Origin of the sequence: Pseudomonas putida (assembly GCF_002906855.1) — a bacterium.
Lineage (GTDB): Bacteria > Pseudomonadota > Gammaproteobacteria > Pseudomonadales > Pseudomonadaceae > Aquipseudomonas > Aquipseudomonas putida_N.
Window position 1 is genome coordinate 514228 of the sequence record NZ_MINI01000028.1, and the last position, 25073, is coordinate 539300.

The following is a 25073-nucleotide window of genomic DNA, read 5'->3' on the forward strand; positions in this document are numbered from 1 at the left end:
CAGTTGAAGGGCTGGGGCAACCCGAAGTGCCATTGAATGGACAGGCGGTGCGCTCAGGGCTCGCTGATCTGCGACAGCGGCCTGGCCACCTGTTCCAGCGAACGCCGCTCGGCGGCCACGCCCCACAGCGCCTGGGCCAGGGCAGCGATGACCATCAACGCTGCGCCGAGCAGGTAACCGTACAGTACGTTGAGACGCTCGCCGGTTTCGATCAGCGCGCCGAACAGGGTCGGCCCGATCAGGCCGCCCAGGCCGGTGCCAAAGGCATAGAACACGGCAATCGCCAGCGCGCGGATCTCCAGCGGGAAGGTTTCCGCCACGGTGAGGTAGGCCGAACTGGCCGCCGCCGAGGCGAAAAAGAAGATCACCATCCAGGCCAGGGTCTGCTGGGTCACGTCGATCAGCTGCTGCTGGAACAGGTAGCCGCTGAGGGCCAGCAGCACGCCCGAGACCAGGTAGGTCGAGCTGATCATGATGCGCCGGCCGACCACGTCGAACAGCCTGCCCAGCAGCAGCGGGCCGCAGAAGTTGCCCAGCGCGAAGGGCAGGATGTACCAGCCCACCTTGGCCGCTGGCACCTCGTAGAAGTCGGTCAGCACCAGCGCATAGGTGAAGAAGATCGCGTTGTAGAAGAATGCCTGCGCGGTGAGCAAGGTGAGGCCCACCAGTGCACGGCGCCGATGCTCGACGAACAGGCTGTGGAATACCTCGCGCAACGGCGTGTGGTGGCGTGCGCGCAGGCGCAGGGGAGGGGCCTGCAGCGGTGGGATCGCGATCCCGCGCTCATGGTAATGGCGTTCGATGTCGGCGACGATGCGCTCGGCATGCTCCGGCTGGTTGTGGATCATCAGCCAGCGCGGGCTTTCCGGGATCCACAGGCGCATGAACAGGATCAACAGGCCCAGCAGCGCGCCGATGCCGAAGCACAGGCGCCAGCCCAGATCGCCACCGGCCACTGCCGGGTCGAGCAGAATCACCGCACCGGTCGCGCCGAGCGCTGCGCCAATCCAGAAGGTGCCATTGATGGTCAGGTCGACCCAGCCGCGATAGCGCGCCGGGGTGAACTCCTGGATGGTCGAGTTGATCGCCGTGTACTCGCCGCCGATGCCGGCGCCGGTCAGAAAGCGGAACAGCAGGAAGCTCCACAGGCTCCAGGAGAACGCGGTCGCGGCCGTGGCGCCGATGTACAGGAACAAGGTGATGAAGAACAGCCTGCGCCGCCCCAGGCGGTCGGTCAGCCAGCCAAAGCACAAAGCACCGAGGACCGCGCCGGCGATGTAGGTGGCGCCTGCCAGGCCGATCTCGGTGTTGCTCAGGTGCAGTGCGGGGCTGTCCTTGAGCGCACCCGCCACCGAGCCCGCCAGGGTGACCTCAAGGCCGTCGAGCAGCCAGGTGATGCCCAGGGCCAGTACCAGCAAGGTGTGAAAACGCGTCCACGGCAGGCGGTCGAGGCGGGCGGGGATGTCGGTGCTGTATAGCCGCTCGTGTTCCGATGCGCTATCGGGCGGTTGCAGGGCTTGGGTTGCCACGGCGATTCCCCTGCTTTCAGGCACTCAGCCGTCCGATTGCTCTTCTGCCGGAACCTGCCCCTCGGGCCAGTCCGGAGCCTCCTGTTGCGGTTGGTCTTCAGGTTTGGGTATGGGCTCGCCCGGATTGTGCGGCACTTCGTCGACATACGGATCAGGGTGGCTGGGGTCGCTCATGGCTTGGCTCCTGAAAAGACGGTTACCTCCTGTTAGGGCGTGCAGGTGCGCAGGCTGTTCAATCCTATTCGCCAGTGGCTGTTGCGGCGCGTGCTATCAGCGAGCCAGTCGCTCAAGCAATGCCTTGGCCACCCCCTCGGATGAGGCCGGGTTCTGGCCGGTGATGAGATGGCCGTCTTCAACCACGTAGCTTGCCCAGTCCGCTGCCTTGGAATACTCGCCACCCTTGGCCTTGAGCATGTCTTCCACCAGGAAGGGCACCACCTCGGTCAGCCCGACGGCCTGTTCTTCGCTGTTGGCAAAGCCGGTGACCTTCTTGCCCTTGACCACCGGATGGCCGTCTGGCGCCTTTACATGCTTGAGCACCCCAGGCGCGTGGCACACCGCGGCGATTGGCTTGTTGGCGGCATAGAAGGCTTCGAGCAAGGCCCTGGAGTCGCTGTCCTCGGCCAGGTCCCACAGCGGCCCGTGGCCACCGGGGTAGAACACCGCGTCGAAGCCGTACGGGTCGATTTCGCCGAGCGGCACGGTGTCGGCCAGGGCCATTTGCCCGTCAGTGTCGCTGGCGAAGCGCCGGGTGGCGTCAGTCTGGGCGTCCGGCTCGTCGCTTTTCGGGTCCAGCGGTGGCTGGCCGCCTTTGGGTGAGGCGAGGGTGACGTCGGCATTGGCGTCGACGAATACGTAGTAGGGCGCGGCGAATTCTTCCAGCCAGAAGCCGGTCTTCTTGCCGGTGTCACCCAGCTGGTCGTGCGAGGTGAGCACCATCAGGATCTTTTTCATCAAAGCCACTCCTCCAGAGGTGAATGGGCAGTGCGCTGTTCGCCCTGCCTGAAGGTGGGAGGGCAAGGCGCCGCAGGCGTTCCATGATAGCTCTCGAAAAGGATGCGGGGTTTGCCGCTCAGTCAATTACCCTAGCGGCACGATCATTTCATTTATGGATGCCTGCCCATGAGCAACACATCATTCCGCCAACCCGTCATCGCGGACGCCGAGCGCTGCTTCGCGATCGAAATCGGTGCCTACGAAGGTGACGAAGCGGCCACGCTGGAAAAGATTCGCACGCGCATCAGCCAATACCCTGAAGGCTTCCTGCTGCTCGAAGACCCCCATGGCATCGTCGGTTTCATCAACAGCGGCTGCGCCCACGACGTGGTGATGTCTGATGAGGCATTCAAGGAGCTGGTGGGTCATGACCCGCAGGCGCCCAACGTGGTGATCATGTCGGTGGTGGTGGACACGGCACACCAGGGCAAGGGCTACGCCAAGCGGCTGATGAGCGAGTTCATCAGCCGCATGAGGGGGCAAGGCAAACAGACCATCCACCTGATGTGCAAGGAACAGCACGTCGAGCTGTACCGCAAGATGGGCTACCAGTATGTGCGGCCTTCGCCCTCGGACCACGGGGGCATGGCTTGGCATGAGATGGTCATGGCGCTCTGAGCCAGGCGGACGATGACGATGTAACTAGTCACATTTAGTTACTACGAAATGAGGGGGCACTGCGTGTATGCCCCAGTTTAGAGGGGGTGAATGGATCGACTGCCATTCAACAGTCACAAAGCTGTAACACAGCTGATGCAAAGTGTGCTGGCCATCACACGGAGCGCTTTTCCATGATACGCCTTATGAAGTCTGCTGCACTTGCCGTTGCGGTTTCCCTCTCTGCCACTTCGGCCTTTGCCGCGGACAACGTTCGCCTGACCGGTTCCGGCGCGAGCTTCCCAGCACCGATCTACCTGACCTGGTTCAAGGACTTCAGCAAGAACACTGCTGGCGTCACCGTTGACTACCAGTCCAAGGGGAGCGGGGCAGGCGTTCAGGACTTCCTGAACAAGACCGTCGATTTCGCCGCCAGCGACTCGGCCATGAGCGAAGCAGACATTGCCAAGGTCGGCGAAGGCGTGCAGTTGCTGCCGATGACCGCCGGTGAAATCGTCCTGGCCTACAACCTGCCGGGCAACCCGAAAGGCCTGAAGCTGCCACGCGATGTGTACTCCAACATCTTCCTCGGCAAGATCACCAAGTGGAACGACCCGCAGATCGTCAAGGCCAACCCAGGCATGAAGCTGCCTGACCTGCCGATCACCGTGGTCGTACGTGCCGACTCCAGCGGTACCAACGCCGTCTTCACCAAGCACCTGTCGGCCATCAACGCCGACTTCAAGAAAGACCTGGGTGAAGGCAACACCGTCAACTGGCCGGCCACCGACAAGTTCATCAAGTCGCCGAAGAACGACGGCGTGACCGCCACCGTTCGCCAGACCCCGGGCGCCATCGGCTACATCGAATACGGCTTCGCCAAGCTGGCCAAGGTCGACTTCGCCGAGCTGGAGAACAAGGCAGGCCAATACGTCGTGCCTAACGCCGAGAGCGGTGCCGAAGCACTGGCTGCGGTGAAAATGCCGGAAAACCTGATCGCTCACCTGCCAGACCCGGAAGGTGCCAAGTCCTACCCGATCACTTCCTACACCTGGATGATCTTCCGCAAGGACAACGGCAGCCCGGAAAAGGCCAAGGCCATGCGTGACATGGTCGAGTACGGCCTGACCCACGGCCAGAAGATTGCCGACTCGATGGGCTACATTCCGCTGCCACCGTCGGTTGTCGACGAAGTGCGCAAAGCGTCGCAGAGCATCCAGTAATACCTTCAGGCGCTTCCGGCGCGGTGTGAAAACCGTGCCGGGGGTGTTTGCCCTTAGTCCCGGAATCAGCCAGATGAACACACCTTTTGCCATACCGGATAACCCAGACTCCGCGTGCCAGCCGCCGTCCACCAAGGACTTCCTGGTTGATCGCACCTTCCGTGCCCTTGCACGTATCGGTGTGGTGCTGATTCTCGCGCTGGTATTCGCGTTGGTATACGAAGTAGGACGCAAAGCACTTCCAGGAATGGAAAAGCACGGGTTTGACGTGCTGTTCGGCAGTGTGTGGGACGTCAACCAGGGCAAATACGGCATTCTGCCGGCAATCTGGGGCACGCTTTACAGCGCCCTTATCGCCTTGTTGATCGCGGGTTTCTTCGGCGTCAGCATGGCCATTTTCCTTACCCAGGATTTCTTGCCGGCGAGGCTCGCCGCGGTATTTCGTACCATCGTCGAGCTGCTCGCCGCCATCCCCAGCGTCGTTTACGGCCTGTGGGGCATCTATGTCGTGATTCCGGCCATCCGGCCGATGACCGCCTGGCTGAACAGCGAGCTAGGCTGGATCCCTTTCTTCGGCACCTCCCTGAGTGGCCCCGGCCTGCTGCCGGCGGCGTTGGTGCTGGCGATCATGATCCTGCCGACCATTGCCGCGGTTTCCCAGGATGCGCTTACCAGCGTACCGATGAAGACCAAGCAAGCTGCCTACGGCATGGGCACCACCCATTGGGAAGCCATCCTCAAGGTGATGGTGCCGTCGGCCGCCACCGGCATCTTCGGCTCCCTGGTGCTGGGCCTTGGCCGCGCACTGGGCGAAACCATGGCGCTGGCGATGCTGGTCGGTAACGCCAACACCATCACCCTTTCGCTGTTTGCCCCGGCCAACACGCTGGCAGCCTTGCTGGCGCTGAACTTCCCCGAAGCCGGGCCGAACGAGATCGAGGTGCTGATGTACGCCGCCCTGGTCCTGATGTTCATCACCTTACTGGTGAATGTGTTCGGTTCGATGATCATGCTCTACGCCCAGCGGGGTAACAAATAATGACTGACCTCTCTGCAGCTACTACTGCATTGCCCAGCCTGCAGCGCCGCTTCGAAGGCCGCGCCCTGCGCAGCCTGGTGCTGACCTCCACAGTCTGGTGCGTGGCCCTGCTGGCCAGCGTGCCGCTGATTTCCGTGCTGTACATGCTGATCACCCGGGGTGGTGCGCGCCTGAGCCTGGAAGTGTTCACCGAATTGCCACCCACCGGTTTCGAGATGGGCGGCGGTTTCGGTAACGCCCTGGCCGGTACCTTCGTCATGGTCGGCATCGCTGCTGCCATCGCAGTGCCGGTCGGCATCCTGGCGGCGGTGTTCCTCGCCGAACTCGGCCCTGAGAGCAAGCTGGCCAACGCCTCGCGCTTCGCCGCCAAAATGCTCACCGGCCTGCCGTCGATTCTCGCCGGTGTGTTCGCCTACGCCCTGGTGGTGATGACCACCGGTACCTACTCGGCCCCGGCCGGTGGCGTGGCACTGGCCGTGCTGATGCTGCCGATCGTCGTGCTGACCGCTGAAGAAGCGATGAAGATGGTACCCAAGATCATGAAGGACGCCGCCTACGGCATGGGCTGCACCCGCGCCCAGGTGATCTGGAAGATCGTCTTGCCGACCGGCATGCCGGCCATCCTCACCGGCGTCATGCTGGCCGTGGCCCGCGCTGCGGGTGAAACGGCACCGCTGCTGTTCACCGCGCTGTTCAGCAACTACTGGATCTACCACGACGGCAGCCTGGCCGTCATGAACCCCACGGCATCGCTTGCCGTACTGATCTACAACTTCTCCGGCATGCCGTTCGACAACCAGCTGGAGCTCGCCTGGGCGGCCTCGCTGGTGTTGGTGATGATCGTGCTGGTGGTCAACATTCTTAGCCGAATCTTCGGCAAGCCAAAGTATTGAAAGGGAGCATTCGACCGTGAACGTATCAACTGCACAGAGAGCCGCTCCCATGGTCAGCGAAGCGCCAATCGTCATGGACTGCAAGCTGGACAAGATCTTCTACGGCAACTTCATGGCCGTGCGTGACAGCCATGTACCGATCCGCAAGAACGAGATCACCGGTTTTATCGGCCCGTCCGGCTGCGGCAAGAGTACCGTGCTGCGCAGCCTCAACCGCATGAACGACCTGGTCAAGGGCTTCCGCTTTGAAGGCCATGTGCACTTCCTCGGCCAGGATGTCTACGGCAAGGGCGTGGACCCTGTGGTGGTGCGCCGCTATATCGGCATGGTGTTCCAGCAGCCGAACCCGTTCTCGATGAGCATCTTCGACAACGTCGCCTTCGGCCTGCGCTTGAACCGCTACAAGGGCGACATCGGTGACCGCGTCAAGCACGCCCTGCAAGGCGCCGCGCTGTGGGATGAAGTCAAGGACAAGCTCAAGGTCAGCGGCCTGTCGCTGTCCGGCGGCCAGCAGCAGCGCCTTTGCATCGCCCGTGCCATCGCCACCGAGCCGGAAGTGCTGCTGCTCGACGAACCCTGCTCGGCACTCGACCCGATTGCCACCCGCCGCGTGGAAGAGCTGATGGTCGAGCTGAAGAAGGACTACACCATCGCCCTGGTGACCCACAACATGCAGCAGGCGATTCGTGTGGCCGACACCACCGCGTTCTTCTCGGTCGACATCTCCCAGGGCACCCGCACCGGTTACCTGGTAGAGATGGGCCCGACCACGCAGATTTTCCAGAATCCGCGTGAACAACTGACCAGTGACTACATCAGCGGCAAGTTCAGCTGAACCTGCCGGCACCCGCCAGGCGACCCACCCCGCAGGCCAGGACGGCCGAGTGGGGTAGGTCGCTTTCACGTCTGTTCTGTTTCAAGAGATTACCAATGGATGCGACATGTCGTCTTGACCTGCCAGCGGTAGAGCGCGCTCTGCGCGAGGTGCAGGGCCGCTTTGCGGAACTCAGCCAGCATTTCACCGAGCCGCGTGACCCGTTCACCGACGAGGTGCTGCTCAATGTGCTTGAAGGCTATGCCTTGATTGACGACTATGTCGCACGGGGTGTGGACCTGTTCGACCTGCAGCAGCTGAACCTGATGCTGGAGATCAACGCCACCGTGCTGTGCGGCAGCGACCCGGCACGCCGCCGCGAGTTCGCGCCACACCTCGAGGCCACCGAAGCGCGCTTTTTCAACAACGTGGAAGGCGGCATCAAGGATCTATACAACTGGTATTGCTCGTACCGCAGCGAGTCGATCTGGAAGCGGGCAGCCGGCGTTTATGTACGTATCCTCAGCAAGCCGCAGTTGTTCATCGAAGGGAACAATCGCACGGGGTCGCTCATCGTCAGCTATCTGCTGATGCGTGCAGGGCTGCCGCCATTCGTGCTGACGCTGGACAACGCCGAGGGCTACTTCAACCCGTCCTCGGTCATTCGCAACTCCGCCAAGCATGGTGTGAAAGCTTTGTACGAATTGCCCAAGATCAAGAAAAAGTACGCAGCCTTCCTCGAAGCGAAGGCGCCTGAACCCGAAAAGTTCTTCCTGCGTGGCACCTGCGTGCCAGCCCGTCAGGGGAGCCGATGATGGAAAGGTATTCGATGCTGGAACAAGGCAAGGCCGGTGGACGACGCGCGTGGAAAGCCATCGGGCGCAAATTCAACCGCCCACAGATGCGCATTTCCTTCGATATCGATGACACGCTTGCCTGTCTGCCGCACCACGCCGACGAAGAAGACAGCAAGCTGCCGGCGTTCGTACACCGCTGGCTGGGCGAACCGCTGCGCAGCGGCACGCGTTCGCTGATCCGCGACCTGCGCCGCCAGGGCTGCAGCATCTGGATCTACACCTCGTCTGGCCGCACACCGGCCTATATCCGGCGCTGGCTGATGCTCTATGGCATTCACGTCGATGGCGTGGTCAACAGTGATCGCCACCAGCATGTGCTGTCGCAGCACGGGCTTGAGAACGCCCCGTCGAAATACCCGCCGGCATTCGACATCGACTTGCACGTCGATGATTCCGAAGGGGTCGGGATCGAGGGCTTTGACCACGGTTTCCGTGTGGTCGTGGTCAACCCGCAAGATGACAGCTGGGCGCAGAAGGTGATGGATGCGGCGCAGCAGGTGCAGGCTCAGCTGGCCTGGCAGCAACCGCACCGCTACGAGGCACCGCTGGTGCAGCGTCCGCAGGTGCTGGCATCCTGAGCGTCGTTTTCATGTACGGCGTGGGTTTTGTTGCGCCGGTCAGATCGAGCGCCGCCCGCGCGGCGCTCGATCTACGCACTCCCTGAAAACTCAAGCCAAGCACCAATCAGTGGTGCGCGGCGTCCACGGCGATGCTTTCGCCAGACACGTCCTGATACCGCGCACTGCGCTTGGCCATGGCGTAATGGATCAGCCCGCCCAGCCCGGCGCCGAAGAACCAGGAGAACTGCGACAGCGTCTCGAACGCTGGCACCAGCGCCAGCAGGATGGCAATCAGCGAGGCCGGGATGAACGCCGCCACAGCGCGCAGATTGACCCCGCCACGGTAGTGATAGGCGCCTTCAGGGCTTTCGCTGTACAGCTCCGGCAGGTTCACCCGGCCACGTCGCACCAGGTAGTAGTCGGTGACCATGATGCCGTACAGCGGGCCGAGCAGGGCGCCCAGGCCGCCGAGGAAGTACACGATCACCGACGGGCTGTTGTACAGGTGCCACGGCAGGATTACCACCGCGATGGTGGCGCTGAGCAAGCCCGCGCGGCGGAAGTTCAGCACCTTCGGTGCCAGGTTGGTGAGCACGAAGGCCGGGGCGACGAAGTTGGCCATGATGTTCACCGCCACGGTGACCAGCAGGAAGGCCAGGCAGGCCAGCACCAGGCCGGCGGTGTTGGGGATGGCGGCGACGATTTCGCTCGGGCTTTGCACCAGCTTGCCGTCGATGCTGAATTGCGCACCGGCGAGCACCACGGCGATCAGCGCGAAGCCGAGCATGTTCACCGGCAGGCCCCAGAAGTTGCCCACGCTGATGGTCCGTCGATCCGGGCAGTTACGCGTGAAATCGCAAAAGTTGAGGATCATGGTGCCGTACAGCGACACCCACAGCGCGGCGGCACCGAACACTTTCAGCCACATGCCGGTGCCGGTCGGCGCGTTGCCGCTGGACCAGGCAATCGAAAGCCCGCTGCGCCAGTACATCCAGCCCGCCAGGCCGCTGAAGGCGACCAGGATGATCGGCCCGGCGAGGGATTCGAAGCGGCGCACCATCTCCATCCCATAGGCGAAGATCGCCACCTGCACGCACCAGATGCCGAGGAAGGTGACCCAGCCCAGGGTCGACAGGCCGAGGATCGCGTTCTGGTCGTAGGCCTTGAGGTCCGGCGCGATGGCGGTGAGCAGCACGCGCAGGACCACCGAGGCGAGGTAGGTCTGGATGCCGAACCAGGCGATGGCGATCACCGCGCGGATCAGGGCCGGAATCTGCGCGCCATGGATGCCGAAGCTGATCCTGCACATGACCGGGTAGGGCAGGCCGGTCTTCTGCCCCATGTAGCCGGACAGGTTCATCAGGCCGTAGATCACCAGCGCACCGAGGGCAAAGGCAGTGAGGATCTGCGCGCCGCTCATGCCCAGGGCGAACAGGCCGATGGCGAAGGAGTAGTTGGCGATGTTGTGCACGTCGTTGGTCCACAGCGCAAACAGGCTGTAGCGCCCCCAGGTGCGATTGGCCGCACGGGTCGGCGCAAGATCGCTACTGTAAAGGCGTGGGCTCAACGGCGCCTCACTGGGGCCGGCCGTTTCGGCGGGGCAATCGGCAAGCTGGCCAACATCGGAACGGGAAATCGACGCCATCGGGACTCCATGATGGTTGTGTACTTTTATTGTTTGTATTTGTATACAAACAAGATTCGTACCAACCCATGGGCGTGCTGAAATTCACGGCCCCTGTGCTTTCTCGCGGTTTTTTGCGCTGTGGATTACGCTTTGAAGTGGGAAGTTTGTGCACATTTTTGTGTGCGGTTGTTACCCCCGCGCACCGCGATGATGCTCTGGCTGGCTTGCGGGGCATGTTGCGCATAAGCTGAGGCCAGGATGCCATGAGGAACAGTTCGATGTTGCATGCATTGCTCGCGCTGGGTCTGTTGCTTGCCGCCACCGTGGTCGAAGCGGCGCCGCTGCAGGTGCCCACCCCGGCCGCACTGAGGAGCCAGATCGATCACCTCAAGCCTGGCCAGTTTCTCTGGTACCCGCAGGTCTCGCCGGCGGGGCCGGTGACTGTGGTGGTCAGCCTCACCGAGCAACGTGCCTACGTCTATCGCAATGGCATCGCCATCGGCGTCAGCACCGTGAGCAGCGGCAAGGCAGGGCGGGAAACCCCCACCGGGGTGTTCAGCATTCTGCAGAAGAAAGTCGAGTACAAATCCAGCCTCTACAACGACGCGCCAATGCCTTATATGGAGCGGCTGACCTGGGACGGTATCGCCCTGCACGCGGGCCATCTGCCGGGTTACCCGGCTTCCCATGGTTGCGTGCGCCTGCCGTTGGAGTTTGCCAAGAAGCTGTATGAGGCCACCGGCTTCAGTTCGACCACCGTCATCGTTTCCGATACCCACAGTGCACCGGTGGAGGTCTACCACCCTGGCGTGCTGGCGCCAACGGTCAACGCTGGCAAGGCTCAGGGCCCGCTGGTACTGAGTAACCAGCAGTTCTGGAACGACCCGGGCCCGACGGCTGGGCCGCTGTCGATCCTGGTCAGTCGCGCCGACCTGCGCGCCTACGTGTATCGCGCTGGCCAGCTGATCGGCTCGGCGCCTGCACTCTCGCTTGAAAACAGCAAGCACCACAGTGGCATGGCGGTGTATTCGCTGCTGCAAAAACCCTCCGCCCTGGAGCTCGACGGTGCGCTACCCTTACGCTGGTCGGTGGTGGCCCTGAGCAACCCGGAGTACGGGGATACACCCTATGAACAGCTGGGGCAACTGAACATCAACCCGGAGTTTCGCCAGCACCTGCGCGCGGCGATGGACGTCGGCACGATGCTGGTGATCACCGATTGGGCGTCGACCCGGGATACCCGCAGCGACGGAAAGTTCACGGTGATCAGCACCGACGACGGTAAAGAACACAAGCCATTGGTCAAGAAGTGATCGGCAATCCCGAAGAATTCAAGCAAAGTGGTGGCTTTTGGCCGCAAGCCAGCTGACTTTTTGCTGACAGGCCTTTACCGGGGTAACCATGTCGATGTTCCAACCCTTGCGGGGAGCCATTCGGCTCTCAGTGGCCAGTATCGGCCTGTATTTCCTCTGCGCCTGGCAAACCGCCCACGCGCAGCCCCTGCCCAGCGCCGCCGAACTGCAGCAACTGGCGCCCAATGCCAACCTTTCCACCCTGAACCTGGCCCTTACAGCCTATGCGTGTGCCAGCCACAGCGATGGGGACAAGTTGCTGACGGTGATCGATTACTCCAAGGCCTCGCGTGACAAGCGCCTGTGGGTGTTCGACTTGCGTGCGCGCAAACTGTTGTTCGAGGAGTGGGTCGCCCACGGCAAGAACAGCGGCGCCGATGTGCCGACGACGTTCTCCAACGCCCCCAACAGCTACCAATCCTCCCTCGGCCTGTATGAAACCGGCCAGACCTACAGCGGCAAGCACGGCCGCTCGCTGCGCCTGCAGGGGCTGGAGCCGGGGTTCAACGACAACAGCATGTCGCGGGCGATTGTCATGCACGCCGCCGCCTATGCCGACCCCAAGGTCGTTCCCGGTCTCGGTCGCCTGGGGCGCAGCCAGGGCTGCCCGGCCGTTCGGCCGGCAATCGCAGGCAAGCTGATCGACACGCTGCAACGGGGCAGCTATGTGTTTGCTTATTACCCGCAGCAGGACTGGCTGAAGAAGTCGCGTTTTCTCAATGCCCAGAGCTGCCCGCTGGCGAACCAGTCGGTCGCCAGCAAGTAACCCCGCCACAGGTGGCTTATGGATCCATAAATTTCCATAAGCCACTTTTTTATTGACTGATATCCGATTCTTGGTTGTTAATGGATCCACAAAAACAATCAATCGGAGAATCGGATGTTCCCGAAAAACGCCTGGTATGTAGCCTGCACCCCTGACGAGATCACCGAAAAGCCGCTGGGCCGGCAGATCTGCGGGGAAAAGATGGTGTTCTATCGCGGTCAGCAAAACCTGATCTGCGCCGTGGAGGATTTCTGCCCGCACCGCGGGGCACCGTTGTCCTTGGGTTATGTCGAGAACGGCAACCTTGTCTGTGGTTACCATGGCCTGGTCATGGGCGGCGATGGCAAGACCGTCGACATGCCTGGCCAGCGGGTACGGGGGTTCCCGTGCAACAAGGCCTATGCCACGGTCGAGCGCTATGGTTTCGTTTGGGTCTGGCCCGGCGAACAGGCACTGGCCGACCCCGCCAGCCTTTGCCATCTGCCGTGGGCAGAGAGTGACGAGTGGGCTTACGGCGGCGGGTTGTTCCACATCAATTGCGACTATCGCCTGATGATCGACAACCTTATGGACCTGACCCACGAAACCTACGTTCATGCCTCCAGCATCGGCCAGAAGGAAATCGACGAAGCGCCGCCAGTGACCACGGTCCACGGCGACGAGGTGGTCACTGCCCGGCACATGCAAAACATCATGGCGCCGCCGTTCTGGCGCATGGCGCTGCGTGGCAACCAGTTGCCCGACGACCAGCCGGTTGACCGCTGGCAGATCTGCCGTTTCACCCCGCCCAGCCATGTACTGATCGAAGTGGGCGTGGCACTCGCCGGCAAGGGCGGCTACCACGCGGCGGCCCAGGACAAAGCGTCGAGCATCGTCGTCGACTTCATCACCCCAGAGACCGAGACCTCCATCTGGTACTTCTGGGGCATGGCGCGCAACTTCAACCCTCAGGATCAGGCACTGACCGCCAGCATCCGCGAAGGGCAGGGGAAGATCTTCAGCGAAGACCTCGACATGCTTGAACAGCAACAGGCCAACCTGCTGGCGAACCCGCAGCGTCACTTGCTCAAGCTCAATATCGATGCCGGCGGAGTGCAGGCGCGGCGCGTGCTAGAGCGGCTGATCGCCCAAGAGCAGTCCAGCGTCGCTGTACCGCTGATCGCAACCGCGCAGTAACAGTCCCTGTCGATGCCCAGCACGGCTATCCCGGTGGCCGTCCATGCAAGGTGAGCCATGATTGAAGTTGTCGTCACAGCCCGAACCCGTGAAGCCGAAGGTATCTGCAGCTACGAATTGAGCTGCGCCCAAGGCAAGCCGTTACCCGCATTCAGCGCCGGAGCGCACATCGATGTGCACTTGCCCGGCGGCCTGGTGCGCCAGTACTCCTTGTGCAATCACCCGCAGGAGCGCCACCGTTACCTGATCGGCGTGCTTAATGATGCCGCGTCACGCGGCGGCTCCCGCTGCCTGCACGAGCAGGTTGAAGCGGGGCAGCGGCTGCTGATCAGCGAGCCGCGCAATCTCTTCGCCCTGGCACCCGGTGCCAGGCGCAGCCTGCTGTTTGCCGGCGGCATCGGTATCACCCCGATCCTGTGCATGGCGGAGCAACTGTGGCTGCAGGGCGATCACTTCGAGTTGCATTACTGCGCCCGCTCAAGCGAGCGTGCGGCGTTCCTTGAACGCCTGGCGGCGACACCGTTCGCCGGCCGGGTCCATCTGCATTTCGACGCGATCCCGCAGACCCGGCTCGACCTGGCCCAGGTACTGGCAGTGCCCGGCGTGGAGGATCACCTGTACGTCTGCGGACCGAGTGGGTTCATGCAGCATGTGCTGGACAGCGCCCGCAGTCATGGCTGGGAGGACGCCCAGTTGCACCGCGAATACTTCGCCGCCGCGCCGGTCGACACTGCGGATGACGGGGTGTTTTCGGTCAGGCTCGGCAGCACCGGCCAGGTCTTCGAGATCCCGGCGGACAAGACCGTGGTCCAGGTCCTGGAAAGCCATGGCGTGCCGATTGCAGTGTCTTGCGAGCAGGGCGTATGCGGAACCTGCCTGACCCGGGTGCTGGAAGGCGTGCCGGAGCATCGCGACCTGTACCTGACCGAGGATGAGCAGGCCGCCAACGACCAGTTCACCCCGTGCTGCTCACGGGCCAGGACGCCGATGCTGGTGTTGGACCTGTAAAGTGCGCGCCTAGTTGCCCTTGGAAATCACCTGGACGCCACTTGCCGTGCTGGCCGCGCCGAACACTTCGGCATAGCGCAGCGTGGCATTGGCATGTTCGCGCATGATGCTTTCGGCGCGCGCGCCCTGGCCGTTGCGCAGTGCATCGACCAGTGAGTGGTGCTGCATGTGGGCGAAATTGAAGCGCCGGTATTCGCTGGCCATGTCGTCGCGGTCGAAGGCCAGCGCCGATACCGAGGCGAACGGACGATGGTCATTGCGTGCCAGGGCCTCGGCAATTGCCGGGTTGCCACTGCCGGCCACGATCACCTGGTGCAAGCGCACGTTGAGGTCGTGGTAGGCCGCCAGGTCCTGTTCGGTGATGTAGCCCTTGGCGAACAGGGCGTCGCCCTCATCCAGGCACTGCGCCAGTGTGGCCATGGCGTGGGCGTCCAGGCCACGTTCGGCGCACAGGCGTGCCGCCAGCCCTTCAAGGACGCCTCGCACCTCCACGGCGCCGGTGAGGTCGTCGACGCTCAGCGTACGCACCTGGAAGCCCTTGCCGCCATGGCGCACCAGCAGGCCTTCCTGTTCCAGGGTGCGGAAGGCCATGCGCACCGGCATGCGAGACACGCCGAAACGTTCCGCGGTAGGGACTTCCATCAGCCGTTCACCGCCGGCCAGCTCGCCGGAAGCGATCATCTTGCGCAGGGCGACCAGGATGGTCTGGCCGTGTTTGCTCATTGCACGCGACCTCAAAGAAGGGGCCGCCATGGTACCGCAAGCGGCACGGACGTTGCACCGCGCAGGTGGAGCTTGCGGTAATCTGTGCGCGGCATGGAACAGGCCCGCTAACAATAAGGTAAAGACGCTTGAAACTGCACCAACTCAAGGCGCTGGTCGCCATCCATAACGCCGGCAGCATCCTCGAAGCTTCCAAACTCATGCACATCACCCAGCCTGCACTGAGCCGTTCGATCAAGGAACTGGAACGCGAGGTCGGTTTCACCCTGTTGCAGCGCTCACCCAAAGGCATGGTCCTGACCGAGGAAGGCAAGCGCGTCATCCGCCATGCCAACCTGGTGGTGGAGAGCATCCGTCGCCTGCAGATCGAAGCCGCCAGCATCCAGGATGCCGCGTTGGGTGCGGTGTCCATCGGGGTTACTTCGCTGACGGCGATGCTGGACGGGGTCGACGACAGCATCCTGGCCTTCCGGCGCAAGTACCCGCGGGTGAAGATCACCATTACCGACCTGCGCCCGAGCCAGATTCTGCAACGGCTGCGCGATGGCAGCCTGGATTTTGCCCTGACCTCGCAGCAACCGCTGAGCCGGCTGAACCTCGACTGGGAGGCGCTTGGCAGCATCAAGGGCCGGGTAATCTGCCATGCGTCGAATCAGCAGAAGTTCGCCAAGTCGCTGCGCACCTTGCAGTACGCTCCGTGGATCAGCCTGGATGAGCTCTCGGACCAGGCGTCACAGTTTCACCAGCTGTTCGAGAGCAACGGCCTGCGCGTCCCGCAGAACACCGTTGAGTGCACATCCGTGATGATGGCGCTCAAGCTGTTGAAGAACACCGAATCGTTGATGACCATCAGTGAGCTGGCGGTGGACCAGGGGTTTACCTTTGGCGTTGATGCCGAATACCTGGCCGTGGCGGTGCAGGAGCTGATTCCGGATTACCCGGTCAATCTGGTCTGCATCGACCGCCACAGCCTTACCGCGCCGGCTCAGGAACTCTTTCACAGCTTGCGTGGGCAGGTGCTCAGGCAAACCCGCCCGGCGCCGTCAGAAGTGATAGTACATGCCTAGGGAGAGGTTGCTGGGGTCGTCGCCAACCTGGTCCAGCGGGGTGCCGGCGTAGGTGACCGAGGACGCAGGCTGGTTGAAGATCTTGCCAACCCGCCCATAGACAGCCCAGCGCGGGTTGATGAAGTGATCGTAGCCGAGCATCACCCCTTGCGCGTTCTTGTCGCTCGCCGTGACCTGGCGCTGCATCACGGCCAGGCGCAGCACGTCCAGTTGGCCAACCGGTGCCATCACGCCGAAGGTATACAGCGTGGTACTGGGTGTGCCGGGCTGGTCCACGTCCTGGTGTTGCCAGGTCAGGCTGGTGGCTAGCGGGCCGAAATCGTAGAACGTCGACAGGCTCTTGTAATGGTTGGCGGTCTGGCGCGAGCGGCTACCGTCGTCCCAAGGGTCGCTGTAATACAGGTTGTACGAGGCCAGCAGCATCAACTCACTGGTGCGGTATTGCAGGCGGGCGCCGCCACCGCGCACGGTACGCCCCTGGCTGGCGGCATCATCGAAGCCGAAGGTCACAGCGGTGCCGAGGGTGAAACCGTTCAGGGTCGGGCTGGTGTATGCCAGGGTGTGTTTCGGGCGCAGGTCGAGGTTGTAGGCACCCTTGCCAGCGGCAGGCAGGGCCAGGAAGGTGTAAGGCGAGCCATAAGTGGCCAGGAACGGGTCGGCGTAGGTCGGGGTGCCCATGCTGTAGGTCTTGCCGAACTCAAGCTTACCCAGGGTTCGCGAGCGCAGGGCCAGCGTTGCCAGGCGCAGGCTACCGATCGTGTCCCAGGTCCCCTCCAAGGCTTTGCCATTGACGTTGAAGCCTTCCTCGACATCGAGTTCCAGAACGGTATCGGTGCCAACCGCCTTCCTGGCATACAGCCCGAGCTTGTTGGTCCATGCGCCGCCACCGGCCAGACGAAAACCCGAATGGTGCTGCGAGTCGTGATAGCTGGTGAAGGCATCCAAGGTGCCGTAGAGCTTGAGCTTGTCATCGAAACCGTTATCGACCCCGTAAAAACCGAAACCTGGCGCAATCCGACCCAAGGTCGGGAAGCCCTCGGCGTGCGCCGGCACGGCAAGGCAAACACATTGAATCATCAACAGCATCGAGGTAGTGCGAGTGTTCATTCACGACTCCAGGCCAACTCACTGATGGGGTGGCCCGTAGCGTCGGTGAACAGATCGTTTCAGTGCGATTGCTTATTCGGCAACCCTATGCCGCGTGGTTAATCAGGCCCTGGCGCTGCGCGCGTCTGGGCGGGGACGCTTGCTGCAGAGCGGCCGTGAACACCCGACACGCCAGCGTTCGGTGTGCGGATCGGTGCGCGCTAGTGGGGCAGCGGGCACCGGCACGGCAAACAGTGCGCCAGCTCAGGGCATATTGGCCGGCACCTGCACGGGGCGCTTAACCCGCGGTTATTTACATGCCCAAACTGCAAGTGTGTTGATTGCCCGATTGGCCGATAGTCGTTGCACGCCGCGATTTGCCATCGGAGAAAACAATGACAACACCGCTACCCGTATCGACCGCCGTGCAGCCGGGCGCGCATTGCGCCGCGCAGGGGGTGCCTTCCTCGCGCAAGACCTTGATCGCCTGTTCGCTGGGCAATGCGCTGGAAATGTACGACTTCACCATCTACAGCTTCTTCGCCGTGCTGATCGGCAAGCATTTCTTCCCTTCCGAATCGGCGACGGCGTCGTTGTTGATGTCGCTGGCCACCTTTGGTGTGGGCTTCCTGATGCGCCCGATCGGGGCGATGGTCATCGGCCGCTACGCCGACCGGCATGGGCGCAAGGCCGCCTTGAGCCTTACCATTGGCCTGATGACCCTGGGTACAGCGTTGATCGCCTTTGCGCCCACCTATTCGCAGATTGGCATTTTCGCCACGCTGCTGCTGGTGGTCGGCCGGCTCATTCAGGGCATGTCGGCAGGCGGGGAGGTCGGGACTGCATCGGTGTTCCTCATGGAATCGAGTGCGCTGCGCAACCGTTGCCGGAACGTCAGCTGGCAGGCCGCCAGCCAGGGGTATGCTGCCTTGGTGGGCGCCGGCTTCGGCTTTGCGCTGCACCAGTTGCTCGACCCCGTAGCCCTGGAAAGCTGGGGATGGCGGGTGCCCTTCATAGTCGGGCTGCTGATCGGCCCAGTCGGTTGGTACATTCGCACGCGCCTGCCAGAAACCCACGAGGCGACACCAGTGTCCCACGGTGGCCAAGGGCTCGATGCCGAACTGCTCAAGCGCATCGCCCTGGGCATCGGCCTGATGGCCAGTTCGACCATCGGCATGTACCTGTTGGTGTTCTACATGCCCACCTACCTCACCACCACGTTGCAGTATCCGCCTGGCAGCGCCATGGCGATCGCCTGCATCAGCAGCGGCTGCATGGCGGTCATCTGTCCGCTGGCGGGCAAATTTGCCGACAAGTATCAACTGCGCAAGCGCCTGCTGGCGTGGACGGTGGCCACGCCGGTAGTGCTGATCCTGCCAGTGTTCTACCTGCTCGGGCAGGTACGTGACATGGGCCTGGCCATGATGTGCGTCGCCGTGCTGATCCTGCCGACGTGCATCGGCGCGGGCGCGTTCTTCGCACTGATCATGGAGGGCTTCCCGAAAGCCCGGCGGTCCTTTGGTACCTCGGTCAGTTACAGCCTGGGCGTGACGCTCTTCGGCGGCTTCGCGCCGCTGGTGGCTACCTGGCTGATCGCCGCGCTGCAAACCCCGATGGCGCCGGCCTATTTCCTCTTGGGCGGTGGCGTTGTCAGCCTGGTCTGCCTCAACTATTTCCCTGAAAACAAAGGATGCGAATGACATGGGTACGTTCCTGAGCAACCCGCCTCGGTGCGAGGCCGCGGCGCTGGACGAGTTCGTCATGCTGCGCCGACAGATCCACGCCGCGCCGGAACTTGGCGGCGACACCCCCGACACGGCCGCATTGGTGGCCGACAAACTTCAGGCGTGGGGCTACGAAGTGCATCGCAACGTCGGCGGGCATGGTGTGGTCGGCGTGTTGAAGGTGGGCAACAGCCCGCGCAGCATCGGTTTGCGCGCAGACATGGACGCCTTGCCCATGACCGAGAAAAACCCCTTTGCCCATGCCAGCAAGATCCCCGGTCGCATGCATGCCTGTGGCCATGACGGGCATACCGCAATCCTGCTGGCAGCCGCTTCGCAACTGGCGGCCACGCGCAATTTCAATGGCACTTTGAATGTCATCTTCCAGCCGGATGAAGAAGGCCTGGCCGGGGCCAGGGCGATGCTCGACGACGGCCTGTTCGAGCGTTTTCCATGTGATTCGGTATACGCCCTGCACAACATGCCCGGCTTGCCGGTGGGCACCTGCGTGGTGCAGGCCGGGCCAACCATGGCGTCTTCGCAGCGCGTCAGCATTCGGGTCACCGGCAAGGGTGGCCATGGCGCGATGCCGGAGCTTTCGGTCGACCCGGTGATGGCGCTGAACAGCCTGATCAGCGCCGTCCAGACCATCAAGTCGCGCAACCTGAGCGTCGAGGAATACGCGGTCATCAGCATTGGCATGATCCAGGCCGGCACGGTCTACAACATCATCCCCGATGAGGCTTGCATGCTGCTGAGCGTGCGCACCGACACGGCCGAAACCCAGCAGAAAATCAACAGCCGCATTGACGCCCTGGTCAAGGGGCACGCAGAAAGCTTCGGCGTGCAGATCGAAGTGCAGTTTACCCAGTTGGCGCCGGCGCTGTGCAACAGCGACCAGGAGAGCGCGTTGCTGCGTGAAAGCCTGAGGCCGTTGTTCGATGACGGTGCGCTGCTGGACAAGATGCCGAAAAAAGTCATGGGCACCGAAGACTTCGCCTACATGCTGCAGGCACGGCCAGGCTGCTATTTCATGCTGGGTAACGGTATTGGCGAGTTCCATGGCTGCTCGGTGCATAACCCGCACTACGATTTCAACGATGCGCTGGTGAAGATAGGCGCTGAGTGCTGGGTGAAATGGGTCCAGGACTACCTGAGTTGAGTTGCAAAAAAACGCCTATCCATAGCATCAGGCTGGCGGCTGTTGGAACAACTCGCGGATCACGCCTCTGATCCAGCGATTGCCACCATCCTGATGATACCGCGCGTGCCAATGTTGCTTGACGGTAAACCGCTCCACTGCAAACGGGCAGTCATGCAGCCTCAGCCCGTGCATGTCGGCAAGCGTCTGGCCGATGTGCCGCGGTAGCGTGGCGACCAGGTCGGTGGTGCCGACAATCATCCCCAAGCCGAGAAACCCGGGTAGTTCCAGCATGCTCCTGCGCTCGATCCCGGCCCGTGCCAGGCCTGTTTCGAGCAGCTTCTGCCCGGTCCCGGCACTGATCTGCACGTGCCCCTCGGCACGGTAGCGAGCCACGCTCATGCCAGTGCCCAACCGCGGATGCTGTGCGCTGCTCAGGCAAACCCAGTCCTGTTCGAACAGCACCTGTTGATACATGCCCGCGCCAAGCCCGGGTACGAAGCCGATGGCCAGGTCTGCCTCACCCGATTCCAGCGCGCCCTCGGTATTGCCATCGATCCGCGCCGCTTCCAGGCGAATGCCCGGGGCGTGGCTGCGCAAATGGTTGAGGATGCTGGGCAGCAAGGTGATATGGCTGGCATCGCTGACACACAGGCGAAAGCGCCGCTGTGCCGTGGCCGGCATGAACTGCGGTTCCCAGTCGCTCAGGCGGCGCAGCGATTCCAGCACTTCCCGGCACGGCCCTATCAACTGGTCGGCCCGTGGGGTAGGGGCCATGCCACCCGGCGTGCGCACGAACAGCGGGTCGTGCAACTGCTCGCGCAGGCGCGCCAGCCAAATGCTGATGGTCGGTTGGCTTTGGCCTAGCTGCTCGGCGGCGCGGGTCACGCTACGGCACTGGTAGAGCACCTCGAACAACTGCAACAGCTTGGGTTCCGGCAAGGGCTCCAGCGAGGTCATTATTGCGAATCTCAATAGTACTATTGAGGCTATTATATAGCCCAAATAACCCTCACTGCATAAGGTAGTCGCAAACCACAGGAGGTCTGCGACGTGAAAATCTGCATTCTGGGTGCCGGTGCCCTGGGTTGCGCCATTGGCGCGGCCTTGAGCGAGGCGGGGCATGAAACCTGGTTGTTGAACCGTGGCCGTGCGCATGTCGAGGCCATGAACCTGCACGGGCTGCAGGTGCAGGACGAACGCGGCGAGCGCCACGTGCGGGTGAATGCGGCGATCGACGCCGAAGACGTCGGCGTGGCTGACCTGGTGGTGGTGCTCGTCAAGTCGTTCCACACCGCCGAGGCGATTGCCGGCGCCAGCGCGCTGATCGGGCCGCAGACGCTGGTGTTGTCGTTGCAGAACGGCCTGGGCCACGAGGACATCCTGGCCGAGGCAGTAGGGCGCGAGCGGGTGTTGGCCGGCAAGACCTACGTCGGTGGAGTGCTCCTGGCGCCGGGTTCGATCCGTGCCGGTGTGGCGGGCAAGCAGACCTTCATCGGCGAGTTGGACGGCCAGCTCACACCCCGTGTGCAGGCGATTGCCGCAGCCTTCAACGGCGCCGGGTTGGCCACCACGGTCAGCGACAACATCCTCGGCACCATGTGGGACAAGCTGCTGGTAAACGTCGCCACCGGCGCGCTGAGCGGCATCACCATGCTCAGCTACGGCCAGCTGTACAGCGAGCCGCTGCTGGAAAGCACCGCCAAGGCCGCCGTGGCCGAGGCCATCGCCGTGGCCGAGCGCGCCGGTATTCGCCTGAGCCTGACCAGCCCCGAGGCCGCCTGGACGTTGGCCGCCGAAGGCCTGCCGGCGAGCTTTCGCACCTCGATGCTGCAAAGCCTGGAAAAAGGCTCGATCACCGAAATCGACTTCATCAACGGCTCCGTCGTGCGCTGGGGCCAGCGCCATGGCGTGGCCACACCGGTCAACGCAACCCTGGTGGCCTGCATCAAGGGCATCGAACGCGCCATGGCCGATCACCAGAAGAGGGAAAACCCATGAGCCAGCCAAAAGCCTACCTCGAACATGTCGCGTTCTGGGTGCGGGACATCCAGTGGCATATTCGTTTCTTCAGCGAAGTGTGCGGCATGACCATGCGCGAAGTGCAGGGCGACGTCGAGCGCCCCGCGCAGTACTGGACCCTCGGTGGCCTGCAGTTCATCCACCAGCCGGACTTTGCTGGCCCGGAAGGGCGCATGGCGCACCTGGGCATCATGTGCGAGGACCTCGAAGCCGCATTGGCGGCGGCCCAGCGTTTCGGCGTCAGCGAGATGCCCCAAGGGCGTAACTGGCTGCGCCTGCCCGACGGCCTGGCCGTGGAATTCATCCAGGCGATGCCCGCGAAATGCGTGGCTCAGGCCTTGGCCATCGACCCCCGTGCGCAGGTGCAGGCATGAGCGTGGTGGAAAAATACTGGGACGATGCCCGCGAGGGCGATGAATGCATCAGCCCCACCTACATCGTGACCCGCGAACGCATCCTGGCCTACGCCGACCTGACCGGGGACCACACCCCGGTGCACGTCGACGAGGCGTACGCCAACGCCAGCCATTTCGGCTGCCTGGTCGCCCACGGCCTGTTCGGGTTGTCGATTGCCGACGGCCTGAAGACCCAGTGCGAGTACCGTTTCCTGCCGGGCATGTCGCTGGGCTGGACCTGGGACTTCGTGCTGCCGATCAAGGTCAACGATGTGTTGCACGTGCGCATGCGCGTGGGGGCGATGCGCCCGAGCAACAGTCGGCCGGGCTGGGGCATCGTGGTGCTGCCATCGGAATTGATCAACCAGCACGGCGAAGTCGTGCAGCGCGGCGAGCACCGGCTGATGGTGCCGCGGAGGGCAGCAGCATGAGCCAGGCATTGCCATTGGCGGGTATTCGCGTCATCGACTACAGCCACTTCCTCGCCGGCCCCTATGTCGGGCGCTGCCTGGCAGCATTGGGCGCCGAGGTGATCAAGGTCGAGCGGCCGGGCAGCGGCGATGCCGGCCGCCAGCACGCGTTCACCCTGGATGATCAGCAGAGCGGTTACTTCCTGCAACTGAACATGGGCAAGCAGGGCGTCAGCGTGAACATGAAGGATCCGCGTGGCAAAGCCTTCATGCAGCGCCTGACCGATTCGGCCGACGTGTTCATCGAAAACTACCGCCCCGGCGCTCTGGACAAGCTGGGCCTGGGCTATGCCGAGCTCGCGGCGCGCAACCCGCGCCTGGTGTACTGCTCGATTTCCGCCTACGGCCACACCGGGCCGGACGCCCATCGCGCTGGCTTCGGGCTGATCGCCGAGGCCAAGAGCGGAATCATGCAGATGGTCGGCGTGCCCGGCGAAGCACCGCCGCTGCTGCGCATTTCGCTGGGCGACATGTACACCGGCATCCATGCCGTGGCGGCAATCAATGCGGCGCTGCTGGGCCGGGTCAGCAGCGGCCGTGGGCAGCACATCGACATGGCCCTGTACGACACGCTGGTGTCGATGCATGAGTACGCGGTGCAATGCTACACGTTGTCCGATGGCACCGTGCTGCCCGAGCAGACCGGCCATGACATGCCCACCTCGACCTTGTACGGCGTGTGCCGCGCCGCCGATGGCGACCTGGTGATCGCCGCTCAGGTCGATGATGCCTGGCAACGCTTTGCCGCCATGCTCGAAGCCAATGGCGGCCCGAGCGGGTTTGGCAGCGACCAGCGCTACCACAACCTCAACGGTCGCAATGCCCATCGCCAGGCGATCCTGGCCGTGGTCCGCGACTGGGTCGGCGCCCGCCAGGTGGCCGATATCTTGCACTTGCTGGACGGCATCGACATCCCCAGTGCCAAAGTGCAGCGCATCGACGAGGTGCTCGCCGACCCGCAGATCCAGGCGCGCAACATGGTCATCGAACAGCAGCACCCGCGCTACGGTACCTTGCGCCTGCCCAACCTGCCGTTCCGTTTTTCCGACTGTGACACCACGATCCACCAGGTGGCCCCGGACCTTGGCCAGCACAACGCCGAGGTGGCTGCGGCCCTTGGTTTCAGCCCTGAAGAAATCACCACCATGCAGGCAGACGGTGTGCTGTTCACCCACGGAGATGCACGATGAGCGACCGCTATGCAGTGATCGGCCGGCCGATCAACCACACCAAGTCCCCGCTGATCCATGGCCTGTTCGCCGAGGCCACTGGCCAGGCCTTGGAGTACGGCGCCATCGAAGGCGAGCTTGAAGGCTTCGAGACCCAGGTATTGCAGTTGCGCAGCGAGGGCGGGCTGGGCATGAACATCACCGCGCCGTTCAAGCTGCGCGCCTTCGAGTTGGCCGACCGGCGCAGCGAGCGGGCGCAACTGGCACGGGCGGCCAATGCGCTGAAGTTCGAGGATGGCAGTATCTACGCCGAGAACTTCGATGGCATCGGCCTGCTGCGCGATATCGAGCAGAACCTCGGCGAACCGCTACGCAATCGCCGGGTGCTGTTGCTCGGTGCCGGCGGCGCGGTGCGCGGCGCCTTGCTGCCGTTCCTGCAGGCCGGGCCGCGTGAGCTGGTGATCGCCAACCGCGACATGGCCAAGGCGCTGACCTTGCGCAACGAACTGGATCATCCGCGGCTGCGCATCAGCCGTTATGAGGAACTGGAGGGGCAAGCCTTCGACATCGTGGTCAACGCCACCTCCGCGAGCCTGACCGGTGAGTTGCCGCCGCTGCCCGCGGATGTGCTGGGCGAGGCGCGCCTGGCCTATGAGCTGGCATACGGCAAAGGCCTGACACCGTTCCTGCGCATGGCGCAGGCGCACGGTGTAGCGCGCTTGGCCGATGGCGTCGGCATGCTGGTGGAGCAGGCGGCAGAGGCGTTTGCCTGGTGGCGCGGGGTGCGGCCTGAAACCCGTGCCGTGATCGATCGCCTGACCATCCCCCTGGAGTGAGCT

At 63.2% G+C, this 25073-nt stretch carries 26 protein-coding genes; 19 read left to right on the forward strand and 7 right to left on the reverse strand.

Annotated features, from left to right (window positions below; genetic code table 11):
• Positions 1-53 precede the first annotated feature (53 nt).
• From BGP85_RS02725 to BGP85_RS02730, 3 genes are all read right to left on the reverse strand, one after another.
• Positions 54-1529 (reverse strand): MFS transporter, encoded by a 1476-nt coding sequence (locus BGP85_RS02725; RefSeq protein ID WP_258035869.1) that lies wholly within the window; start codon positions 1527-1529, stop codon positions 54-56.
• Between the two features lie 24 nt (positions 1530-1553).
• Positions 1554-1703: a hypothetical protein gene (locus BGP85_RS28815; protein ID WP_181004505.1), complete on the reverse strand. Its 150-nt coding sequence runs from the start codon at positions 1701-1703 to the stop codon at positions 1554-1556.
• 96 nt (positions 1704-1799) lie between these two features.
• Positions 1800-2483, reverse strand: coding sequence for a type 1 glutamine amidotransferase domain-containing protein (locus tag BGP85_RS02730; RefSeq protein WP_103447797.1), 684 nt, complete (start codon positions 2481-2483; stop codon positions 1800-1802).
• A 168-nt stretch (positions 2484-2651) separates the two neighbouring features.
• Between BGP85_RS02730 and BGP85_RS02735 the strand changes: the two genes are divergently transcribed.
• The 7 genes from BGP85_RS02735 (at position 2652) to BGP85_RS02765 (ending at position 8526) form a co-directional block, all read left to right on the forward strand.
• Positions 2652-3143, forward strand: a complete 492-nt coding sequence (locus BGP85_RS02735) for a GNAT family N-acetyltransferase (RefSeq protein WP_103447796.1) — start codon at positions 2652-2654, stop codon at positions 3141-3143.
• A 173-nt stretch (positions 3144-3316) separates the two neighbouring features.
• Positions 3317-4345, forward strand: coding sequence for a phosphate ABC transporter substrate-binding protein PstS (gene pstS / locus BGP85_RS02740; RefSeq protein WP_103447795.1), 1029 nt, complete (start codon positions 3317-3319; stop codon positions 4343-4345).
• A gap of 73 nt (positions 4346-4418) precedes the next feature.
• Positions 4419-5384, forward strand: coding sequence for a phosphate ABC transporter permease subunit PstC (pstC, locus tag BGP85_RS02745; RefSeq protein WP_103447794.1), 966 nt, complete (start codon positions 4419-4421; stop codon positions 5382-5384).
• Positions 5384-6277 (forward strand): phosphate ABC transporter permease PstA, encoded by an 894-nt coding sequence (pstA, locus tag BGP85_RS02750; protein ID WP_103447793.1) that lies wholly within the window; start codon positions 5384-5386, stop codon positions 6275-6277. The genes pstC and pstA overlap by 1 nt, the downstream gene beginning before the upstream one ends.
• 49 nt (positions 6278-6326) lie before the next feature.
• Positions 6327-7112: a phosphate ABC transporter ATP-binding protein PstB gene (gene pstB / locus BGP85_RS02755; RefSeq protein ID WP_027918791.1), complete on the forward strand. Its 786-nt coding sequence runs from the start codon at positions 6327-6329 to the stop codon at positions 7110-7112.
• Between the two features lie 95 nt (positions 7113-7207).
• Entirely contained in the window at positions 7208-7906 is a 699-nt protein-coding gene (locus tag BGP85_RS02760; protein ID WP_103447792.1) for a hypothetical protein, read from the forward strand.
• Positions 7906-8526: a hypothetical protein gene (locus tag BGP85_RS02765; RefSeq protein ID WP_103447791.1), complete on the forward strand. Its 621-nt coding sequence runs from the start codon at positions 7906-7908 to the stop codon at positions 8524-8526. Before BGP85_RS02760 ends, BGP85_RS02765 begins: the two co-directional genes overlap by 1 nt.
• Before the next feature lie 106 nt (positions 8527-8632).
• Here the strand turns inward: BGP85_RS02765 and BGP85_RS02770 are convergent, their stop codons facing one another.
• Positions 8633-10153 (reverse strand): NCS1 family nucleobase:cation symporter-1, encoded by a 1521-nt coding sequence (locus BGP85_RS02770; protein ID WP_103447790.1) that lies wholly within the window; start codon positions 10151-10153, stop codon positions 8633-8635.
• Positions 10154-10413: 260 nt separating this feature from the next.
• On the opposite strand from BGP85_RS02770, the gene BGP85_RS02775 reads away from it, so the two are divergent.
• The 4 genes from BGP85_RS02775 to BGP85_RS02790 all read left to right on the forward strand — a co-directional run bounded on the left by BGP85_RS02775 (position 10414) and on the right by BGP85_RS02790 (position 14437).
• On the forward strand, positions 10414-11448 hold the full coding sequence (locus BGP85_RS02775) for a L,D-transpeptidase (protein WP_103447789.1): 1035 nt from the start codon (positions 10414-10416) through the stop codon (positions 11446-11448).
• A gap of 94 nt (positions 11449-11542) precedes the next feature.
• Positions 11543-12253: a murein L,D-transpeptidase catalytic domain family protein gene (locus BGP85_RS02780; RefSeq protein ID WP_374755307.1), complete on the forward strand. Its 711-nt coding sequence runs from the start codon at positions 11543-11545 to the stop codon at positions 12251-12253.
• A gap of 114 nt (positions 12254-12367) precedes the next feature.
• A complete protein-coding gene (locus tag BGP85_RS02785) occupies positions 12368-13429 on the forward strand; it encodes an aromatic ring-hydroxylating dioxygenase subunit alpha (RefSeq protein ID WP_103447787.1) in 1062 nt (353 codons plus the stop codon).
• Between the two features lie 57 nt (positions 13430-13486).
• On the forward strand, positions 13487-14437 hold the full coding sequence (locus tag BGP85_RS02790; protein WP_103447786.1) for a PDR/VanB family oxidoreductase: 951 nt from the start codon (positions 13487-13489) through the stop codon (positions 14435-14437).
• A gap of 9 nt (positions 14438-14446) precedes the next feature.
• Here BGP85_RS02790 and BGP85_RS02795 read toward each other — a convergent pair whose 3' ends face one another.
• The gene (locus BGP85_RS02795) at positions 14447-15160 is read right to left on the reverse strand and encodes a GntR family transcriptional regulator (protein WP_103447785.1); all 714 of its coding nucleotides are present in this window, start codon (positions 15158-15160) and stop codon (positions 14447-14449) included.
• Between the two features lie 128 nt (positions 15161-15288).
• Here BGP85_RS02795 and BGP85_RS02800 point away from each other — a divergent pair, with 128 nt between their 5' ends.
• A complete protein-coding gene (locus tag BGP85_RS02800; protein WP_103447784.1) occupies positions 15289-16227 on the forward strand; it encodes a LysR family transcriptional regulator in 939 nt (312 codons plus the stop codon).
• On the opposite strand, the gene BGP85_RS02805 is transcribed toward BGP85_RS02800, so the two are convergent.
• A complete protein-coding gene (locus tag BGP85_RS02805) occupies positions 16204-17334 on the reverse strand; it encodes a porin (protein WP_103447783.1) in 1131 nt (376 codons plus the stop codon). The two genes, BGP85_RS02800 and BGP85_RS02805, sit on opposite strands and share 24 nt — an antisense overlap.
• Positions 17335-17708: 374 nt before the next feature.
• On the opposite strand from BGP85_RS02805, the gene BGP85_RS02810 reads away from it, so the two are divergent.
• Both BGP85_RS02810 and BGP85_RS02815 read left to right on the forward strand, forming a co-directional pair.
• Positions 17709-19013: an MFS transporter gene (locus tag BGP85_RS02810; RefSeq protein WP_103447782.1), complete on the forward strand. Its 1305-nt coding sequence runs from the start codon at positions 17709-17711 to the stop codon at positions 19011-19013.
• A 1-nt stretch (position 19014) separates the two neighbouring features.
• Positions 19015-20199: a M20 aminoacylase family protein gene (locus tag BGP85_RS02815; RefSeq protein WP_103447781.1), complete on the forward strand. Its 1185-nt coding sequence runs from the start codon at positions 19015-19017 to the stop codon at positions 20197-20199.
• A 27-nt stretch (positions 20200-20226) separates the two neighbouring features.
• Here BGP85_RS02815 and BGP85_RS02820 read toward each other — a convergent pair whose 3' ends face one another.
• Positions 20227-21138: a LysR family transcriptional regulator gene (locus tag BGP85_RS02820; protein ID WP_103447780.1), complete on the reverse strand. Its 912-nt coding sequence runs from the start codon at positions 21136-21138 to the stop codon at positions 20227-20229.
• A 93-nt stretch (positions 21139-21231) separates the two neighbouring features.
• Between BGP85_RS02820 and BGP85_RS02825 the strand changes: the two genes are divergently transcribed.
• The 5 genes from BGP85_RS02825 to aroE are packed head-to-tail and all read left to right on the forward strand — an operon-like array spanning position 21232 to position 25070.
• The gene (locus tag BGP85_RS02825; RefSeq protein WP_103447779.1) at positions 21232-22179 is read left to right on the forward strand and encodes a ketopantoate reductase family protein; all 948 of its coding nucleotides are present in this window, start codon (positions 21232-21234) and stop codon (positions 22177-22179) included.
• Positions 22176-22574 (forward strand): VOC family protein, encoded by a 399-nt coding sequence (locus BGP85_RS02830; protein WP_103447778.1) that lies wholly within the window; start codon positions 22176-22178, stop codon positions 22572-22574. The genes BGP85_RS02825 and BGP85_RS02830 overlap by 4 nt, the downstream gene beginning before the upstream one ends.
• Positions 22571-23026 carry a MaoC family dehydratase gene (locus BGP85_RS02835; protein WP_103447777.1) on the forward strand — a complete coding sequence of 152 codons (456 nt, stop codon included), beginning with the start codon at positions 22571-22573 and terminating at the stop codon, positions 23024-23026. The genes BGP85_RS02830 and BGP85_RS02835 overlap by 4 nt, the downstream gene beginning before the upstream one ends.
• Positions 23023-24255: a CaiB/BaiF CoA transferase family protein gene (locus BGP85_RS02840; protein WP_103447776.1), complete on the forward strand. Its 1233-nt coding sequence runs from the start codon at positions 23023-23025 to the stop codon at positions 24253-24255. The genes BGP85_RS02835 and BGP85_RS02840 overlap by 4 nt, the downstream gene beginning before the upstream one ends.
• Positions 24252-25070, forward strand: coding sequence for a shikimate dehydrogenase (gene aroE, locus BGP85_RS02845; protein ID WP_103447775.1), 819 nt, complete (start codon positions 24252-24254; stop codon positions 25068-25070). Before BGP85_RS02840 ends, aroE begins: the two co-directional genes overlap by 4 nt.
• The last annotated feature ends 3 nt before the right edge of the window (positions 25071-25073 follow it).

Bases quoted from the DNA above. Each gene is read 5' to 3' on its own strand.
- BGP85_RS02760 (WP_103447792.1), top strand. From the start codon at position 7,208: ATGGATGCGACATGTCGTCTTGACCTGCCAGCGGTAGAGCGCGCTCTG.
- BGP85_RS02790 (WP_103447786.1), top strand. From the start codon at position 13,487: ATGATTGAAGTTGTCGTCACAGCCCGAACCCGTGAAGCCGAAGGTATC.
- BGP85_RS02735 (WP_103447796.1), top strand. From the start codon at position 2,652: ATGAGCAACACATCATTCCGCCAACCCGTCATCGCGGACGCCGAGCGC.
- pstB (WP_027918791.1), top strand. From the start codon at position 6,327: ATGGTCAGCGAAGCGCCAATCGTCATGGACTGCAAGCTGGACAAGATC.
- BGP85_RS02770 (WP_103447790.1), bottom strand. From the start codon at position 10,153: ATGGCGTCGATTTCCCGTTCCGATGTTGGCCAGCTTGCCGATTGCCCC.
- BGP85_RS02805 (WP_103447783.1), bottom strand. From the start codon at position 17,334: ATGAACACTCGCACTACCTCGATGCTGTTGATGATTCAATGTGTTTGC.
- pstS (WP_103447795.1), top strand. From the start codon at position 3,317: ATGATACGCCTTATGAAGTCTGCTGCACTTGCCGTTGCGGTTTCCCTC.
- BGP85_RS02780 (WP_374755307.1), top strand. From the start codon at position 11,543: ATGTTCCAACCCTTGCGGGGAGCCATTCGGCTCTCAGTGGCCAGTATC.
- BGP85_RS02785 (WP_103447787.1), top strand. From the start codon at position 12,368: ATGTTCCCGAAAAACGCCTGGTATGTAGCCTGCACCCCTGACGAGATC.
- BGP85_RS28815 (WP_181004505.1), bottom strand. From the start codon at position 1,703: ATGAGCGACCCCAGCCACCCTGATCCGTATGTCGACGAAGTGCCGCAC.
- BGP85_RS02730 (WP_103447797.1), bottom strand. From the start codon at position 2,483: ATGAAAAAGATCCTGATGGTGCTCACCTCGCACGACCAGCTGGGTGAC.
- BGP85_RS02765 (WP_103447791.1), top strand. From the start codon at position 7,906: ATGGAAAGGTATTCGATGCTGGAACAAGGCAAGGCCGGTGGACGACGC.
- BGP85_RS02815 (WP_103447781.1), top strand. From the start codon at position 19,015: ATGGGTACGTTCCTGAGCAACCCGCCTCGGTGCGAGGCCGCGGCGCTG.
- BGP85_RS02820 (WP_103447780.1), bottom strand. From the start codon at position 21,138: ATGACCTCGCTGGAGCCCTTGCCGGAACCCAAGCTGTTGCAGTTGTTC.
- BGP85_RS02775 (WP_103447789.1), top strand. From the start codon at position 10,414: ATGTTGCATGCATTGCTCGCGCTGGGTCTGTTGCTTGCCGCCACCGTG.
- pstA (WP_103447793.1), top strand. From the start codon at position 5,384: ATGACTGACCTCTCTGCAGCTACTACTGCATTGCCCAGCCTGCAGCGC.
- BGP85_RS02835 (WP_103447777.1), top strand. From the start codon at position 22,571: ATGAGCGTGGTGGAAAAATACTGGGACGATGCCCGCGAGGGCGATGAA.
- BGP85_RS02830 (WP_103447778.1), top strand. From the start codon at position 22,176: ATGAGCCAGCCAAAAGCCTACCTCGAACATGTCGCGTTCTGGGTGCGG.
- BGP85_RS02795 (WP_103447785.1), bottom strand. From the start codon at position 15,160: ATGAGCAAACACGGCCAGACCATCCTGGTCGCCCTGCGCAAGATGATC.
- BGP85_RS02840 (WP_103447776.1), top strand. From the start codon at position 23,023: ATGAGCCAGGCATTGCCATTGGCGGGTATTCGCGTCATCGACTACAGC.
- BGP85_RS02810 (WP_103447782.1), top strand. From the start codon at position 17,709: ATGACAACACCGCTACCCGTATCGACCGCCGTGCAGCCGGGCGCGCAT.
- pstC (WP_103447794.1), top strand. From the start codon at position 4,419: ATGAACACACCTTTTGCCATACCGGATAACCCAGACTCCGCGTGCCAG.
- aroE (WP_103447775.1), top strand. From the start codon at position 24,252: ATGAGCGACCGCTATGCAGTGATCGGCCGGCCGATCAACCACACCAAG.